The 15267-nt window shown below is 67.9% G+C and carries 14 protein-coding genes; 7 read left to right on the top strand and 7 right to left on the bottom strand.

Annotation, left to right across the window (positions count from 1 at the left end):
• Nucleotides 1-133 precede the first annotated feature (133 nt).
• The gene (locus BR47_RS0102395; protein ID WP_020100724.1) at nt 134-877 is read left to right on the top strand and encodes a DUF4333 domain-containing protein; all 744 of its coding nucleotides are present in this window, start codon (nt 134-136) and stop codon (nt 875-877) included.
• 157 nt (nt 878-1034) lie between these two features.
• Here BR47_RS0102395 and BR47_RS0102390 read toward each other — a convergent pair whose 3' ends face one another.
• A complete protein-coding gene (locus tag BR47_RS0102390) occupies nt 1035-1985 on the bottom strand; it encodes a 5'-3' exonuclease (protein ID WP_029118469.1) in 951 nt (316 codons plus the stop codon).
• A gap of 52 nt (nt 1986-2037) precedes the next feature.
• Here BR47_RS0102390 and BR47_RS0102385 point away from each other — a divergent pair, with 52 nt between their 5' ends.
• From BR47_RS0102385 to BR47_RS0102370, 4 genes are all read left to right on the top strand, one after another.
• Entirely contained in the window at nt 2038-3189 is a 1152-nt protein-coding gene (locus BR47_RS0102385; protein ID WP_502685809.1) for a M24 family metallopeptidase, read from the top strand.
• Nucleotides 3190-3232: 43 nt separating this feature from the next.
• A complete protein-coding gene (locus tag BR47_RS0102380; RefSeq protein ID WP_029118467.1) occupies nt 3233-4558 on the top strand; it encodes an ABC1 kinase family protein in 1326 nt (441 codons plus the stop codon).
• A gap of 141 nt (nt 4559-4699) precedes the next feature.
• Complete coding sequence (locus BR47_RS29465) at nt 4700-6103, top strand: HNH endonuclease signature motif containing protein (RefSeq protein WP_036426537.1); 1404 nt, start codon at nt 4700-4702, stop codon at nt 6101-6103.
• Nucleotides 6104-6200: 97 nt separating this feature from the next.
• Nucleotides 6201-6842, top strand: a complete 642-nt coding sequence (locus BR47_RS0102370; protein ID WP_036426607.1) for a class I SAM-dependent DNA methyltransferase — start codon at nt 6201-6203, stop codon at nt 6840-6842.
• Here BR47_RS0102370 and BR47_RS0102365 read toward each other — a convergent pair.
• Nucleotides 6820-7215 carry an MmcQ/YjbR family DNA-binding protein gene (locus BR47_RS0102365; RefSeq protein WP_029105782.1) on the bottom strand — a complete coding sequence of 132 codons (396 nt, stop codon included), beginning with the start codon at nt 7213-7215 and terminating at the stop codon, nt 6820-6822. The genes BR47_RS0102370 and BR47_RS0102365 overlap by 23 nt on opposite strands.
• A 111-nt stretch (nt 7216-7326) precedes the next feature.
• Between BR47_RS0102365 and BR47_RS29460 the strand changes: the two genes are divergently transcribed.
• Complete coding sequence (locus tag BR47_RS29460) at nt 7327-9318, top strand: alkaline phosphatase family protein (protein WP_051634557.1); 1992 nt, start codon at nt 7327-7329, stop codon at nt 9316-9318.
• Between the two features lie 28 nt (nt 9319-9346).
• Nucleotides 9347-11422 (top strand): NAD-dependent DNA ligase LigA, encoded by a 2076-nt coding sequence (gene ligA, locus BR47_RS0102355; protein WP_029118465.1) that lies wholly within the window; start codon nt 9347-9349, stop codon nt 11420-11422.
• Here the strand turns inward: ligA and BR47_RS0102350 are convergent.
• From BR47_RS0102350 to BR47_RS0102330, 5 genes are all read right to left on the bottom strand, one after another.
• On the bottom strand, nt 11419-12993 hold the full coding sequence (locus BR47_RS0102350) for a polyamine aminopropyltransferase (protein WP_029118464.1): 1575 nt from the start codon (nt 12991-12993) through the stop codon (nt 11419-11421). The genes ligA and BR47_RS0102350 overlap by 4 nt on opposite strands.
• Nucleotides 12993-13451: a DUF350 domain-containing protein gene (locus BR47_RS0102345; RefSeq protein WP_029118463.1), complete on the bottom strand. Its 459-nt coding sequence runs from the start codon at nt 13449-13451 to the stop codon at nt 12993-12995. The genes BR47_RS0102350 and BR47_RS0102345 overlap by 1 nt, the downstream gene beginning before the upstream one ends.
• Before the next feature lie 25 nt (nt 13452-13476).
• The gene (locus BR47_RS0102340; RefSeq protein ID WP_020103858.1) at nt 13477-13893 is read right to left on the bottom strand and encodes a DUF4247 domain-containing protein; all 417 of its coding nucleotides are present in this window, start codon (nt 13891-13893) and stop codon (nt 13477-13479) included.
• A 9-nt stretch (nt 13894-13902) separates the two neighbouring features.
• Nucleotides 13903-14514, bottom strand: coding sequence for a DUF4178 domain-containing protein (locus BR47_RS0102335; RefSeq protein ID WP_029118462.1), 612 nt, complete (start codon nt 14512-14514; stop codon nt 13903-13905).
• Between the two features lie 91 nt (nt 14515-14605).
• Nucleotides 14606-15262: an ACT domain-containing protein gene (locus tag BR47_RS0102330; RefSeq protein ID WP_020103856.1), complete on the bottom strand. Its 657-nt coding sequence runs from the start codon at nt 15260-15262 to the stop codon at nt 14606-14608.
• Nucleotides 15263-15267 lie beyond the last annotated feature (5 nt).

Here is a 15267-nt window from a genome sequence, read left to right as displayed (position 1 = left end):
CTAAGGCCGGCCGGGTCAGGCGATGCCCAGACACGCGCCCCGCGTGCGGGTCATCCAGGAACGGTGACACCGGTAGTGTGGTTGACCAGCAGCTCGGATGACGTCCGAGTAGTAGAGCACCGAGGGAGAGACGATGAGCGGTCCAGAGGGAACTGATCCGTCACAGCAGTGGCAAGGTCAGCAGCCCGCTTGGGGTCAGCCGGCGTCCGGCGCCGAGCAGCCGACCACTGCCGCCCCGGCGTGGGGGCAGCAGCCGGCCTACAACCCGGAGCAGTACCAGCAGCAGTACCCGGCGGTGCAGCCCGGCGCCGCGCAGCCTGGGGCACAGCAGGTTCCGGGCTACCCGCAGCAGCAGTACCCGGGTTACCCGCAGCAGGGCTACCCGCAGCAGGGCGCCTACGGTCAGCCGCAGTACGGCCAGCCGGGTCAGTACGGTCAGCCGCAGTACGGCCAGCCGGGCGCCTACGGTCAGCCGCAGTTCGGTGAGGGTGCCGCGGGTCAGCAGTTCGATCAGCAGTTCGGCGCCCCGGCCGCCAAGAAGGCCAGCAGCAAGACCCTGCTGATCATCGGTGGGGTCGTGGCCGCGGTCGTCGTCGCGGTCGTCGGTGTCCTCGGGTTCCTGTGGCCGGGCTTCTTCGTCACCACCAAGCTCGACATCAACGCCGCGCAGTCGGGCGTGCAGAAGATCCTGACCGACGAGACCAACGGCTACGGCGCCAAGAACGTCAAGGACGTCAAGTGCAACAACGGCAGCGATCCTGAGGTCAAGTCCGGGCAGACGTTCGACTGCGACGTGAACATCGACGGCACCAAGCGCACCGTCAAGGTCACCTTCAAGGACGACAAGGGCACCTACGAGGTCGGCCGCCCGAAGTAGTTCCACTCAACTCTCACCAGGCCCAGGCCGGAACCTCTACGTCACATATGACACGGGGGTTCCGGCCTGAGTCGTTTACGCCGTCGAGCGTGCGGCTGGATCGCCCCACCGAGCAGATCTGCGATCTGACGGCACACTCGTCGCATGAACCGGCGGATTACAGCTTGTCGAGCGCCTTCTGCAGCCGCGCGACCGAATTGGTGACGCCGTACTTGCCGGCCAGGTCGGCCACGCGCTGCGGGTCGCGGGCAGCCAGCGGCAGGGCGTCGGATTCCGTCGACAGGGACACCGGCGCGTCGGTCGCGACGAGGACGACGGGCAGCGCGGCCGTGATGTAGTCCGCCGCGGCCAGCAGTTTCTTGCGTTGCGCCGCAGCCATTTTGGAGGTCGGGTCCTGCGCGGCCGCCTCGATCGCGGCCAGGGAACCGTAGGTCTGCAGCAGGGTCGCCGCGGTCTTCTCGCCGATGCCGGCGACGCCCGGCAGACCGTCGGACGCATCGCCGCGCATCAGGGCGAGTTCGGCGTATGCCGCGCCGGCGCGATCCAGCGGGACACCATAGTTCTCGGCGACCTCGGCGGGCCCGTACAGCACCGCCTTGGCCAGGCCGCGACCGATATAGAACACCCTGATTCCAGGTCCGTCGTCACTGGCCAGCTGCAGCAGGTCGCGGTCACCGCTCACCACGATGGCGGGGTCGGTCTGCTCCCGGGTCGCCAGCGTGCCCAGCACATCGTCCGCCTCGAAACCTGCTGCGCCGGCGGTGGCAATGCCGAACGCGTCGAGCAGCTCCATGATCATGGCGACCTGGGGCGTCAGATCGTCGGGCACTTCCTCGAGGTCGGGCTCACCGTCCGGATGCTCCTCGAGTACCCGGTGTGCCTTGTAGGACGGGATCAGGTCGACGCGCCACTGCGGCCGCCAATCCAGGTCCAGGCACACCACCAGGCGGCCGGGACGGTGCTGGGTGACCAGGGCCGCGATGTTGTCGATGAAGCCGCGGACCGCGTTCACGGGACGGCCGTCGGGCGCGGTGATCGAGGACGGCACCCCGAAGTACGACCGGAACCACATGCTGGCGCCGTCGAGCAGGAGGATCGGCTGGTTCATGTTCAGGCCCGCCTGTCACGGATGTCGGTCAGCATCGCACTAGCCTATTGCTATGCGGGCGAGCGAAGTGACGGGGAATGTGACAGCTGGTCGATTCAACACCGACGTCTATGCCGCGCGCCTGCGCTCGGCCGCCGCGGCCGCCCAAGCCGCCGGCCTGGCCGGGCTCGTCATCACGCCGGGTTACGACCTCCGGTATCTGGTGGGGTCGCGGGCGCAGACCTTCGAACGGCTGACGGCGCTCGTGGTGCCAGCTGATGGTTCGACGCCGACGGTCGTCGTGCCGCGGCTGGAGCTGGCGTCGCTGAAGGAGTCGGCGATCCTGGAACTGGGCCTGGCAGTGCAGGATTGGGTCGACGGCGACGACGCCTACGCGCTGGTCGCCGCGGCGCTGCCGGGCAGTGCCGTCGCGGTGACCGACGCGATGCCCGCACTGCACCTGCTGCCGCTGGCGTCGGTCCTCGGCGCGGTGCCGGTGCTGGCCACCGACGTGCTGCGGCAGTTGCGAATGATCAAGGACGCCAGTGAGATCGACGCCCTGACGAAGGCCGGTGCGGCCATCGACCGCGTCCACGCGCGGGTGCCCGAGTTCCTGGTGCCGGGCCGCACCGAAGCCGACGTCGCCGCGGATATCGCCGAAGCGATTGTCGCCGAAGGGCATTCGGAGGTGGCGTTCATCATCGTCGGCTCCGGACCGAACGGTGCCGACCCGCATCACGAATGCTCCGACCGCGAATTGCAGGTCGGGGACATCGTCGTCGTCGACATCGGCGGGCCCGTCGAGCCCGGCTACAACTCGGACTGCACCAGGACATACAGCATCGGTGAACCCGATCCCGTGGTGGCACAGCAGTATTCGGTGCTGCAACGCGCGCAGGCTGCCGCCGTGGCCGCGGTCCGGCCCGGGATGACCGCCGAGCAGATCGACGCCGCGGCCCGCGACGTCCTGGCCGCCGAGGGGCTGGCCGAGGTGTTCGTCCACCGCACCGGCCACGGCATCGGACTGTCGGTCCACGAGGAGCCGTACATCGTGGCGGGCAACGCCCTGACGCTCGAGCCCGGCATGGCGTTCAGCGTCGAGCCCGGTGTGTATTTCGCGGGGCAGTGGGGCGCCCGGATCGAGGACATCGTCGTCGTCACCGACGACGGCTGCGTGTCGATGAACAACCAGCCGCACGAACTGGTGGTTGTCCCGGTTTCATAGCGGGCTGTTGTCAAGATCGGCTAAGAAAGACAAGATCGACGCCATGGCTGAAATCCGCCGTGGCCGCACGGGACGTGCCGCCAAACTGGCAACCCTTCCTGCCGGGATCGCGGGCCGCGCCGTCCTGGGCGTCGGCAAGCGTATGACCGGCAAGTCGAAAGAGGACGTCAACGCCGAGCTCGTCGAGAAGGCCGCCGAACAGCTGTTCCAGGTGCTGGGGGAGCTCAAGGGCGCGGCCATGAAGCTGGGACAAGCGCTTTCGGTCATGGAGGCCGCCATCCCACCGGCGTATGCCGAGCCCTACCGCGAAGCTCTGACCAAGCTCCAGAGCGACGCCCCGCCGCTGCCCGCCGAAAAGGTGCACCGCGTGCTCGATGCCCAGCTGGGCACCAAGTGGCGTGAGCGTTTCCAGTCCTTCGACGACACGCCCGTCGCCTCCGCCAGCATCGGTCAGGTACACAGCGCGGTGTGGAGCGACGGCCGCCGCGTCGCGGTCAAGGTGCAGTACCCGGGTGCCGACGAGGCCGTGCGTGCCGACCTCAAGACGCTGCGCATGCTGACCACACTGTTCAAGCAGGTGGTTCCGGGCGCCGACGTCAAGAGCATCATCGACGAGCTCATCGAGCGCACCGAGGAAGAACTGAACTACCGCATCGAGGCGGACTATCAGCGGGCGTTCGCCAAGGCTTTTGCGGGCGATCCGCAGTTCTACGTCCCGGCGGTCGTCGCGTCGTCACCCAAGGTTGTCATCACCGAATGGATGGAGGGCCGCAAGCTCTCCGAGATCATCGCCAATGGCACGGAAGACGAACGCAACAAGTGCGCGCACCTGTTGCTCGAGGTCACCATCAGCGCCCCGTATCGCTGCGGGCTGCTCCACGTGGACACCCACCCCGGCAATTTCATGCTGCTCGACGACGGGCGGTTCGGTGTCATGGACTTCGGTGCCGTCGCGGTCCACGAAGGCGGTCTGCCGCGCGCGACCGGTCCCATTCTGCGGCTCGCGCGCGATGAGAAGTGGGAGGAGATGACGGCGTATCTGCGCGAGGAAGGCTTCATCCCCGCCGGGGCCACCGTCTCGCACGAGGAGATCAACGCTTACCTGCTGCCGTACATCGAACCGTTGCGCCACGAGAGCTTCCACTTCAGCCGCAGATGGTTGCAGGGCATCGCCGCCACCGCCGCGGACATTCGCAGCGAGCAGTTCGCCGCCACGTTCAAGACCAGCCGCCAGCTGAACCTGCCGCCCAACTATCTGATGATGTTCCGGGTGCTCGGCGGTCTGCTCGGCATTGCCGCGCAGCTGGACGCGACCATCAACTACGCCGAGATCGTCGACAAGTGGGTGCCCGGGTTCCGCGAGGACTGACGAGTTCGGCGCGGCAACGCCGGAGTCGTTGCGGCTGGTGAAACGTCTTGTTGGGCAACAAGTTTGACCTCATTGGTCACTTTCGGCACAGGCGTCCCAAACTGCGGAAATTTGTCGGTGGTTCGAACTAGTGTTCGAAGCATGGGATTGACCGATCCGGCCGCTGTCGAGGAGGCGTATGCCGCCTACGAGGCCGCGCAGGCTCGGCTCGCGTCCCTGGACTACACCGGCCTGGATGTGCGGACGTTGTTGGAGTTGCAGTCCCGCCGCGAAACTCTGAAGTGCGCCGCCGAGGCGGTGGATCACCAGATCCTGGCCGCCACGCAGTCTCAGGTCACGGCCCGGGAGTTGGGGGCGAAGAACTGGGCTGAGGTGCTGCGTATCCGGTTACGCGTGGATACCACTGAAGCCAATCGTCGGGTCCGCGACGCCCAGCATTTGGCGCCCCGCACCGGGTTGACCGGGGAGTCGTTGCCGCCGCTGTGGGAGTTTGTCGCCGCGGCCCAGGCCGAGGGCATGATCAACACCGAGCACGTGAAGGTGATCGGCCAGTTCATCAACAAACTCCCCGGGTGGGTGGACCCCGGCACCTGTGGGCAGTTCGAGCAGTCCCTGGTTGCTGGTGCGCGGCACCAGACCCCGGAAGAACTGCGGGCGGCGGCTGAGGCGCTGCTCTACCTGCTCGATCAGGACGGGCCGCTGCCTGATGATGCCGAACGTGCCCGCAAGCGCGGCTTCCGCATCGGCAAACAACAACCCGACGGCATGTCCAAAGTGGACGGCTGGCTCGACCCCGAAGCACGCGCCACCCTCGAAGCGGTCCAGGCCAAACTCGGTGCCCCCGGCATGTGCAACCCCGCCGACCCCACACCGTGCCAGTCCGGTACGCCTACCCAGGCCCAGATCGACAACGACACCCGCAGCGCCGACCAACGCAACCACGACGCCCTCGCCGCCATGGGTCGCATCGCCCTCGGAACCGGCCTCGGCGACCACAACGGCCTACCTGTCGTCATCGCGGCCACCTGCACTGTGACCGATTTGGAGCAGCGCACCGGGGTCGCGCTCACGCACACCGGCAGCAAGCTCCCCATCAAGGATCTGCTGCAGATGGCCGCCACCAATGGTGCCGATCACTACCTTGCTGTGTTCGACCAGCACGGTGAACAGCTGCTGTACATGGGCCGAGCACGTCGCACCGCCACTGTGGCGCAGCGATTCGCCCTCTTCGCCCGCGACCTGGGCTGCACCAAACCCAACTGCACCGCCTCCGCCTCGCGTTCTCAGGCCCATCACGTCGACACTGACTGGCGCGATGACGGACCCACCGACATCACCAACCTCGCCCTCGCCTGCGGCTGCGACAACCGCCTCGCCGACACCGGCGGCTGGAGCACCACCATGGCCAACGGCCGCGCCCACTGGACCCCGCCACCACTACTCGACGTCGGCCAACCCCGAACCAACCAATACTGGCACCCCACGCTCTACCCAGCCGAGAGCGGCGATGACGAGGGCGGCGAAAGTGACAGTCCCGCAAGCTAACCGGGGGTCGACGGCGCCCGGTGATACGGCAAGTCGGCGCGCTGCGGATGCCGCGCGTCCGGCCGACCGTGTCGGCATGCCCGCGTACCGTTGGCTGATGCCCGATTTCCTGGCCACGACCCGCGACGGCTATGACCGTGCGGCCGCGCACTACGTCAGGCGCTTCCAAAACCATCTCGACGACAGGCCGGTGGACCGCGCCATGATCAATGCCTTTGCCGAACTGGTCACCAAGAAGGGGAAGCCGCGCGTGCTGGACGTGGGGTGCGGCACCGGCGTGGCCACCGCGGCGCTCGCGGCGGCGGACCTGGACGTCACCGGAATCGATCTGTCTCCCAACATGATCGAGCAGGCGCGGCAGCACAATCCGGGTCTGGAGTTCCGCATCGGGTCGATGCTCGACCTCGACGTGGCCGACGGCAGCGTCGGCGGGCTCTGCGCCTGGTACTCGATCATCCATGTCCCAGACGCGCACCTGCCGCGGGTTTTCGCCGAGTTCCACCGGGTCCTGGCGCCGGACGGCGTGCTGCTTCTGGCGTTTCAGGTCGGTGACGAGCCGCGGGTGCTGACGGACTTCGACGGCGAGCAGGTGGACTTGACGTTCATCCGCCGCAGGCCCGAGGCGGTCGCACAGCTGTTGTCGACCAGCGGGTTTCGCGTCTATGCCGAAACGGTCCGGCAACCCGATGACGCCGAATCGACGCCGCAGGCCTACCTCATTGCGCGTCGAGCAGCTTGATCAATCGCTTGGTCGCAACGAGCCGGAACGATGCGTCGAGCAGCTCCCGGACCTCGTCCCAGTCGACCTTGGCCGCGGTGAAATCCAGCCCGAGCCAGCCCGACGGGCCCATGTAGGCGGGATAGTAGAAGCGCGAATCCTGTTCCAGTGCTGCACGGTCGGACTCGTCGACCTTGACCAGCAGTGAATGCGGGTAGGCGACCATCTCGCCCGTCGTCTTCGAGTTGCCGCCGTACATCGCGAACATCTTGGGCGCGCAGAACACCGGCCGGCCCCACGACACTTTCTCGAAGGCCTCGGGGAAGCTCAGCGCGACCGCGCGCAGCTCTGCCAGGCCGGGGTCGTCATCGTCGAACATGATCGGATGCGGCACGTTGCCACGGTAACCCGCGGCGGCGCGGCGGGTGTCCAACCTTCGAGATGACTGTGCGTCAGGTTCGCGATTCCTGTGCGGTCGATAATTGTCGCGCGTTATACATTCCGGATGACAGCGGGAAGATGCATTGGTCGGGTCGGGGGACTGGCGGTCGCCCTGGGAATCGGGACCGCGCTCGCGGGGTGGAGTGACTGCCCGGCGTGGGCCGACACCACAGGGGCGGGAACGACAGGCGCGGGACCTACATCCCAGACCTCGCAGACCTCCCAGACGGCAGCGACGTCGTCGGACGCTCCGGCGAAGAAGCCGAAGAAGCAGCGAAAGCCCGCCAAGTCGAAGTCGAAGCCCACCAACGAGGAACAGGCCGGCAAGCCGGACAAGAAGCGCGAGAAGCCCGCTGCCACCGACAAGACCGCCACCGACAAGCCCACCGCCGACAAACCGGAGGCAGCCAAGCCCGCGCCGCGGGTCGCCTTGCCGCGCGTCGCCAGCCTCAAACACGAGGACCAGCTGACGGCCGCTGCACCGGCCAAGACCGCCGGCACCCCGACGGTCACCGCCGCGATTTCGACACAAGCGAGCTCCGCACAGCCCACCGTCAAGGTGGCCGCGGTATCGACAGATCCCATCGCCAAACTCACCAGGGCGCTGCGGTCGCTTCAGGCGCCCGTATCGCCGCTCAGCTCGACATCGGTACTGGTGGCCCTGGCCGCGGTGCGCGACGAACTGGAACGCAAGACGCTCAAGCCCACCAGTGCCGTTGCGTCACAGCCGGTTTCGACGCTCGCTGACACCACGCCCAATGTGCTGGTGATCGGCGTCGACGGCACCAATCTGAGCCGGGTGCTGGCTGATCCGGCCAATGCCAACTTCTTCCAGCTCATGCAGGGCGGCACCACGGCGCCGGCGAGCATCGTCGGGCACACCACGATCAGCAATCCGTCATGGACCGCCATTCTGACCGGCGTCTGGGGCGAGAAGACCGGCGTCATCAACAACATCTTCAATCCGGCCGTCTACAACAAGTGGCCCACGGTGTTCAATCAGCTCGAGACGTTCAATCCGGGTATCCAGACCACGGCCATCGCGAACTGGGACGTCATCTCGGGCATCGCGGTGTCGGGTTCGGTCGGCGCCGACCACGTCGTCAACATCTCGCACATCGCGGGAGATTCCAACTGGTCACTCACCGACAACGCCGTCGGCGATGCGACCGAGGCTGCGATCGCCGCTGCCGACCCCAGCAAGCCAAACTTCGTGTTCAGCTACTTCGTCGGCGTCGACGAGAACGGGCACAACTACGGCGGCGCATCCACGGCATATGCCGAGGCGGTGCGGAATGTCGACCGCAACATCGGCGAGATCATGCAGTCGGTCAACGACTGGGAAGCGGCGACCGGCGAGCAGTGGACCGTCATCGTCGTCACCGATCATGGTCACCAGGACAGCAAGGGCTTCGGCCACGGCTTCCAATCACCCAATGAGACATCGACTTTCGTCATCGCCAACAACCCGGATCTGTTCACCGCGGGCGGCGTCAACCTGAAATACCAGATCGTCGACGTCACACCGACGGTCGTGACGTTGTTCGGCGGTACGCCGTCGCTCAAGTCCGACGGCGTCTCCATTACGGGCCTCGGCGGCAGCACGGTCACACCGATCGACGACGACGCGGCATTGCGGGCCGCGGTGTTGGACGTGATCGGCAAGTACGGGTACCCCAACATCGGCACCGATCTGAAGCTCGGACTGCGCACCGTCGCCGCGTCCGTGCCCTACTTCCTCAATCAGGCGTTCCAGCAGGTGACGGCGCAGCTGGAGTCGATCGCGGCACAGCACATCTTCGTCGTCAGCCCGCTGGCACAGACGATGATCGTGCCCGTGCAGCTGGTCGGCAGCCTGACGTACGCGGCGACGAACGTCGTCGCGCAGGTCGTCGCCCGGCTGACCGGGGTCACCGGGGCCAGCCTCGTGCCGATCTTCATCCCGCCGCTGCCGCCACTGGTCGGCGCCGAGGATCCGCAGGCGCCGCTGAGTCCGGTGGCCGCGTGCACGGTCCTCGTGGCGTGCGGGCCGGCGTCGGGGATCATCGCGGCCTGACGTCGTACCCCTTCGCTAGCCTTACCGAGTGAGCTCACCCGACCCCGACGTGCGCCGGCAATGGCAGGAACTGGCCGAAGAAGTTCGCGGCCACCAGTTCCGCTACTACGTCAAGGACGCACCGATCATCTCCGACGGTGAGTTCGACAAGCTGCTGGGCCAGTTGCAGCAGCTCGAAGAGACGTACCCCGAGCTGCGGACGCCGGATTCGCCGACGCAGCTGGTCGGCGGCGCCGGGTTTGCGACCGAGTTCGGCGAGGCGCAGCACCTGGAGCGGATGCTGTCGCTCGACAACGCCTTCAACACCGATGAGCTGACCGCATGGGCCGCGCGGCTCACCAACGAGTTGGGCCGCGACCTCGAGTACCTCTGCGAGCTCAAGGTCGACGGCGTCGCGCTGGCGCTCGTGTACCGCGACGGCAAGCTGGTCCGCGGCGCCACGCGCGGGGACGGCCGCACGGGTGAAGACGTCACGCTCAACGCCCGTACCATCACCGACGTCCCCGAGCAGCTGACCGGCACCGACGAATTCCCGGTGCCGGCGGTGCTGGAGGTCCGTGGCGAGGTGTACTTCCGCGTCGAGGATTTCGCCGCGCTCAATGCCAGCCTCGTCGAGGAGGGCAAGGCGCCGTTCGCCAATCCGCGCAACAGCGCGGCCGGGTCGTTGCGGCAGAAGAACCCGGCCGTCACGGCGCGCCGTCGGTTGCACATGATCTGCCACGGTCTGGGCTACACCGAAGGCTTCGAGCCGGCCTCGCTGCACGATGCCTACCGCGCGCTGAAGTCCTGGGGCCTGCCGGTGTCCGACCACACCACCCGCGTCACCGGCATCGCGGCGGTGGCCGAACGCGTCGCGTACTGGGGCGAGCACCGCCACGACGTCGATCACGAAATCGACGGTCTGGTGGTCAAATTGGACGACCGAACCCTGCAGCGCCGCCTCGGCGCCACCAGCCGGGCACCCCGCTGGGCCATCGCGTACAAGTACCCGCCCGAGGAAGTCACCACCAAGCTGCTCGACATCCGGGTCAGCGTGGGCCGTACCGGCCGCGTCACGCCGTTCGCGTACATGGAGCCCGTCACGGTGGCGGGATCGACCGTCGGGCTCGCGACGCTGCACAACGCCACCGAGGTGAAGCGCAAGGGCGTGCTGATCGGCGACACCGTGGTGATCCGCAAGGCCGGTGACGTCATCCCCGAGGTGCTCGGCCCGGTCGTCGATCTGCGGGACGGCACCGAACGTGAATTCGTCATGCCCGCAACATGTCCCGAGTGCGGCAGCACGCTGGCGCCGTCCAAGGAGGGCGACGCCGACATCCGCTGCCCCAACACCCGGTCATGCCCCGCGCAGCTGCGTGAGCGGGTGTTCCATGTCGCGGGTCGTGGCGCCTTCGACATCGAGGGCCTCGGCTATGAGGCGGCCACCGCACTGCTGGCCGCCGGCGTCATCACCGATGAGGGCGACGTCTTCAACCTCACCCAAGACGACCTGCTGCGCACCAGCCTGTTCAAAACCCAGAAGGGTGAGCTCTCGGCCAACGGAGCAAGGCTGCTGGCCAATCTCGGCAAGGCCAAGCAGCAGCCGCTGTGGCGGGTGCTGGTGGCGTTGTCCATCCGGCACGTCGGCCCGACGGCGGCGCGGGCGCTGGCCGCCGAATTCGGTGACCTGCAAGCGATCACCGAAGCGTCCGAAGAGCGGCTGGCTGCTGTCGAGGGCGTCGGCCCGACCATCGCCGCCGCCGTGATCGACTGGTTCACCGTCGACTGGCACCGTGCCATCGTCGACAAGTGGCGCGCCGCGGGCGTACGGATGGCCGACGAACGCGACGCGAGCATCGAGCGCACCCTCGAGGGCCTGTCGATCGTGGTGACCGGCTCGCTGACGGGGTTCTCGCGCGACGAGGCCAAAGAGGCGATCCTGGTCCGCGGCGGCAAGGCGGCCGGTTCGGTGTCGAAGAAGACCGCCTACGTGGTGGCCGGCGACGCGCCAGGATCCAAGTACGACAAGGCTGTTGAGCTCGGCGTCCCGATCCTCGACGAGGACGGCTTCCGGCGGCTGCTGGAGGTCGGACCGGAACCTGAGGCGTCCCCCGAGGAGGCTTAGCGGTACCCGCGCCGCATGTCGTCGACGATCAGCGGATGCTCGAGCGTCGACGGCGGCAGGTGCTGCGGCGCCGTGTCGGGCGCGAAGACCGTGGCGGCGTCGAGCACCCGCTGATTCAGGAACCGCAGGGGCGGAGCGTCTTTGGGCACCGTCGGCGCGGGCGGCAGGGGACCGCGACGGGCCAGCGTGAAACCCCAGTCGCCGAACGTCGGTACCTCGACGTGGTACGGCGTCACGGCCAGGCCCGCCGATGCGATGGTGGACACCGTGCGCCAGAACGCGACCGGCGTCGAGTAGGGGCTGCCGGACTGCACCACCAGCAGACCCTGGGGCGCCAGCACCCGGGCGATGAGGCTGTAGAACTCCGTGGAGTACAGCCGGCCGAGCACCGGGTTGTCGGGGTCGGGCAGGTCGACGATGACCGCGTCGAACCCGCCCGGCGGTACGGCGTCCGGGTGTGGGACGCGCAGCCACGTCATGGCGTCGTCGAGAATCAGCCGAACGCGGGGATCGTCGAGCGCGCCGGCATTCGCGTCGCGCAGCTTGGTCCGCGCGACCGCCACCACCGCCGGATCGAGCTCGACCTGGATGATGCGGTCGATGCCCTTCTGGCGCAACAATTCCCGCGCCGCCAGGCCGTCACCGCCACCGATCACCAGCACCGAACGCGCGCCCTGCCCCAGCGCCGGGTACACCAGCGATTCGGTGTAGCGATATTCGTCGCGCGTCGAGAACTGCAGTCCGCCATCGAGATACAGCCGGGTGTCGTCGTCCCGGCGGGTCACCACGATCTCCTGATAGGCCGAATGCCGGTAGGCCACGATCGGGTCGGCGTACAGCCGCTGCCGGGACGTCGTCTCGATGCCGTCAGCGGACGCCATCAGCGTGGCCAGTACCGCGAACGCGAGCACCAGGACGCTGAGCGCGGCGACGAACTCCCGCCGGCTCAGGATGCGGCGCAGCAGGAACACTGAAACCACTGCCGCGGCAGCCAGATTGATCATCCCGGTGGCCGCTGCACCGCGGATCATGCCCAGATATGGCAACACCAGGAACGGCCACGCCAGCCCACCCAGCAGTGCGCCCAGATAGTCGGCGGCATTGAGGTTGGCCAGCACCCGGCCGGCGTCGGTGGCACCGGCCACCCGGCCGCGCTGCAGCAGCGTCATCAGCAGTGGCACTTCCGCGCCGACCAGTCCGCCGATGAGTGCCGTCGCGATGCCGAGCACCCAATCCGAGTCGCCGAGGAACGCGAACGTCACGTACAGCACCGTCGCGGACAGGCCGCCCACCACACCCAGCGCCGTCTCCACCGCGATGAAACCGATCGCCGCGCGCGCCAGCAGCGCCTTGGCCAAAAGCCCGCCCACGCCGAGGGCCGCCACGTAGCCAGCCACGATCAGCGACGTCGACACGACACCACCGCCGTTGAGACTCGTCGAGAGGGTCAGCAGCGCAAGCTCATAGACGATGCCGCACGCGGCACACGCCGCGACGGCCGCCAGAAGTAGGGCGCGCCAACGGGTTCCGACGACCGGGGCGGCCGGAACCCCGACGGCCTCGGCGACCATCAGCTGAGCGCGGCGGCGTTGATACCGCCGACCGCCAACAGCACCACCGCGACGGACAGCGCCGCGGGGTGGAACTCTTCGGCGTTGATGTCGTTACGGAAGTGGCCGGGCGCCAACAACTCCACGACCACCAGCGCCAGGCCCTGCAACGCGACGCCGATCAGCCCGTAGATGACCGTGTCGATCAGGCCCTGCCCGAGACGGTCGGAGCTGGAGTGGATCGCGGTGATGACGATGGCGGCCAACGAGACATCCATCGCGGCGGTGATCGCCACCGCGTTGGGCCGCCGCTCGACGAACACCTGACGGCGCAGATTGCCCGGCGTCAGCACGTCGACCATGACGAAGCCGGCGGCCAGCACCAGCACTCCCACGAGGAAGTACAGCACCGAGGCGACCACGTTCTGGATGATCGCGTCGGTGTGGACGGTGCCGAAGTCGATGGCGGCCAGGTTCATCGGGGTCTCCTCGGAATTGATGTGGTCACTTGACGCCGCCCGGTCCGCCCGAGCTGCCGCCGGAACTGTGTGACGGCGATCCCGGGCTGAACCCGGGACCCAGGAATACGTAGCTGCCGTGGTTGTAGCCCGAGTTGAGGCTCTCCAGCCGGACGGTGCACGCCTGTCCGGAGCCCGCCCCCACAATGGCGATGGAGTCGTTGTAGCGCAGGTAGTAGTTGCCGCGATCGGTCGCGCGCGCCTCCGGTCGATGGGCCCGGGCGAGGTCGTCGGCGACGGCGCTCGGCGATCCGCTGCACCGGTAGGTGTTGTAGCCGACGTTCTGATAGCGGTCTTTGACGTACGACTGAATGGTGCGGGCGGTGCTGATGCCGATCGCCAGGCAGATCACCGATGCGACCGCGAGCACCCCGGCGAGAATCAGCATCTTGCCCCGGGTCATGACACTGACCTACGAGCCGGCGGGGGGAGCGGGATACACCGTCAGCTCACCGGGCGACATGATCTTGCCGGTCGACACCTCCCACGGCGAGTTCGGTGACCATTGCTCGAAACTCAGCAGGGCGGCGCGGCCGGCGCTGGCGTAGTCGACGTAGTTCATCTGGCCGTGCGCGGGCAGGCCCGTCGTGCCCTCGGAGCTGTACTGGGCATCACCGGTCTCGACCTCGTCGTACTGCACCCCGTCGATGGTGAGGGGGCCGATGGGCTGCAGTGCCAGGTCGGGCCGCTTGGTCCAGAACGCGAGTTCCAGCCGCCCCTCGTCCTCTTCGACGCTGAACCAGATCGGTTCTCCCTGACCGCCTTCCAGCAGGTGCTCCCACCAGATGAACGGCCCTTCGCGGTAGGTCACCGAGCCGCGCACCACGTAGTCGACGCCGCCATAGCTGACGATCGCGCCGGGACCGAGCTGCTTCGGTCCGAACACGGGCATCTCGCCGGCTGTCAGCGGATCCTGGCGGGCGCCGGCGGTCCCTGGTTTCTTGGCCCGGGTGAAGGCGAGCACCACGACGACGATGGCCGCGATCATCAGCAGGACGCCGACGACGATCAGGAATGTGCTCACGGTGCCCTCCAGCGAGATGTGGGCTCACGCTAGCAGTCTCGGCGTTTCCGCGACCGTATTCGCGCAGGTGAAGTGGCTGCGAACGAGACGGTCAGCGCACGATGGTCGCGATGATGCCGGCGAGGTATCCGAGCCGCGCGACCTCTGACGGGCGGAAGGCCGGCCCGCCCGGGCGGCCCAGCATGATCGCGGTGTACGGGTCGCCCAACGGTGCCGCGGCCAGGGTTGTGTCGATATCCCGCCAGAACTGCGGCACCCAGTCGCCGGTGGCGTCCAGGGCAGCGGCATGCTCCAGCGGCAGCCACGGCGCCGAGTAGGCGAGCGTCTCGGGCGCACCCGGGCTGCCGGCGATGCGGCGGGGCTCGGCGCCGCCGGCCACCACCACACACCATCCGACGCGCAGCACGCGCGGTGCTTCGTCGGCCAACACCTGGAGGCGGGCGGCCTTGCCCTTGGCGGCCGCCACATGGTCGATCAGTTCCAGTTCGCGGTGGGCTTCGAGCAGCCCGGTGTGGGGCCGAATGCTGTCCACGTACACGCCCTTGAGCGCCTCCGCGGCGGTGATCAGGGTGTCGGGCATGGACCCGTGCGGCAGCTCGACCACCAGGTCGTCGACGGCGTAGCCCGGTCCGCGCTCGACGACGTCGAGCGACAGGATGTCGGCGCCCACCGAGCCGAGAGCCACCGCGAGGGAGCCGAGGCTACCGGGGCGGTCTTCGAGCTGCACCCGCAGCAGATAGGAGGACACGCGAC

The organism is Mycobacterium sp. UNC410CL29Cvi84 (assembly GCF_000686745.1).
Lineage (GTDB): Bacteria > Actinomycetota > Actinomycetes > Mycobacteriales > Mycobacteriaceae > Mycobacterium > Mycobacterium mucogenicum_B.
Note: the sequence above shows the minus strand (reverse complement) of the source record. Positions and strands in the feature narration are given on the sequence as shown.

What these genes read in the sequence shown, in the direction of transcription:
- BR47_RS0102395 (WP_020100724.1), top strand. Translation starts at nt 134, where the DNA reads ATGAGCGGTCCAGAGGGAACTGATCCGTCACAGCAGTGGCAAGGTCAG.
- BR47_RS0102390 (WP_029118469.1), bottom strand. Translation starts at nt 1,985, where the DNA reads ATGAACCAGCCGATCCTCCTGCTCGACGGCGCCAGCATGTGGTTCCGG.
- BR47_RS0102385 (WP_502685809.1), top strand. Translation starts at nt 2,038, where the DNA reads ATGCGGGCGAGCGAAGTGACGGGGAATGTGACAGCTGGTCGATTCAAC.
- BR47_RS0102340 (WP_020103858.1), bottom strand. Translation starts at nt 13,893, where the DNA reads ATGACCCGGGGCAAGATGCTGATTCTCGCCGGGGTGCTCGCGGTCGCA.
- BR47_RS0102350 (WP_029118464.1), bottom strand. Translation starts at nt 12,993, where the DNA reads ATGGTCGCCGAGGCCGTCGGGGTTCCGGCCGCCCCGGTCGTCGGAACC.
- BR47_RS0102345 (WP_029118463.1), bottom strand. Translation starts at nt 13,451, where the DNA reads ATGAACCTGGCCGCCATCGACTTCGGCACCGTCCACACCGACGCGATC.
- BR47_RS29465 (WP_036426537.1), top strand. Translation starts at nt 4,700, where the DNA reads ATGGGATTGACCGATCCGGCCGCTGTCGAGGAGGCGTATGCCGCCTAC.
- BR47_RS0102380 (WP_029118467.1), top strand. Translation starts at nt 3,233, where the DNA reads ATGGCTGAAATCCGCCGTGGCCGCACGGGACGTGCCGCCAAACTGGCA.
- BR47_RS0102370 (WP_036426607.1), top strand. Translation starts at nt 6,201, where the DNA reads ATGCCCGATTTCCTGGCCACGACCCGCGACGGCTATGACCGTGCGGCC.
- BR47_RS29460 (WP_051634557.1), top strand. Translation starts at nt 7,327, where the DNA reads ATGACAGCGGGAAGATGCATTGGTCGGGTCGGGGGACTGGCGGTCGCC.